Below are 247 nucleotides of genomic sequence, written 5' to 3'. Positions count from 1 at the left end.
AGGGTGGTAGTTTGGCTTGCATGTGCGCCGCTACGGCCTCGAGCCGGCGATACCGTCCGGTTCGAACGGCTCGTGGCGGACCCGGTACCCCTCCGGGCTCTCCTCGATCCGGTCGACCTCATAGAACGCGATTCGCTGCTCCATCGCTGTCATCACCGGCACGTCGTAGCGTTCGGCTCGGTACTCGAGGTCCTCCCCGTCGGCCCGCCGCTCGGAAACGAACTCCCGGTGGTCCTCGAGGCGGCGC

At 67.6% G+C, this 247-nt stretch carries 1 pseudogene; it reads right to left on the bottom strand.

The features are described from left to right. Positions 1-30: 30 nt before the first annotated feature. Positions 31-247, bottom strand: a pseudogene (locus DVH23_RS23360) (site-specific DNA-methyltransferase); the annotation flags it as partial.

Origin of the sequence: Saliphagus sp. LR7 (assembly GCF_003344565.1) — an archaeon.
Classification (GTDB): Archaea; Halobacteriota; Halobacteria; order Halobacteriales; family Natrialbaceae; genus Saliphagus; species Saliphagus infecundisoli.
The sequence above is the reverse complement of the archived record's forward strand: the minus strand, read 5'-3'. Positions and strand labels throughout refer to the sequence as shown.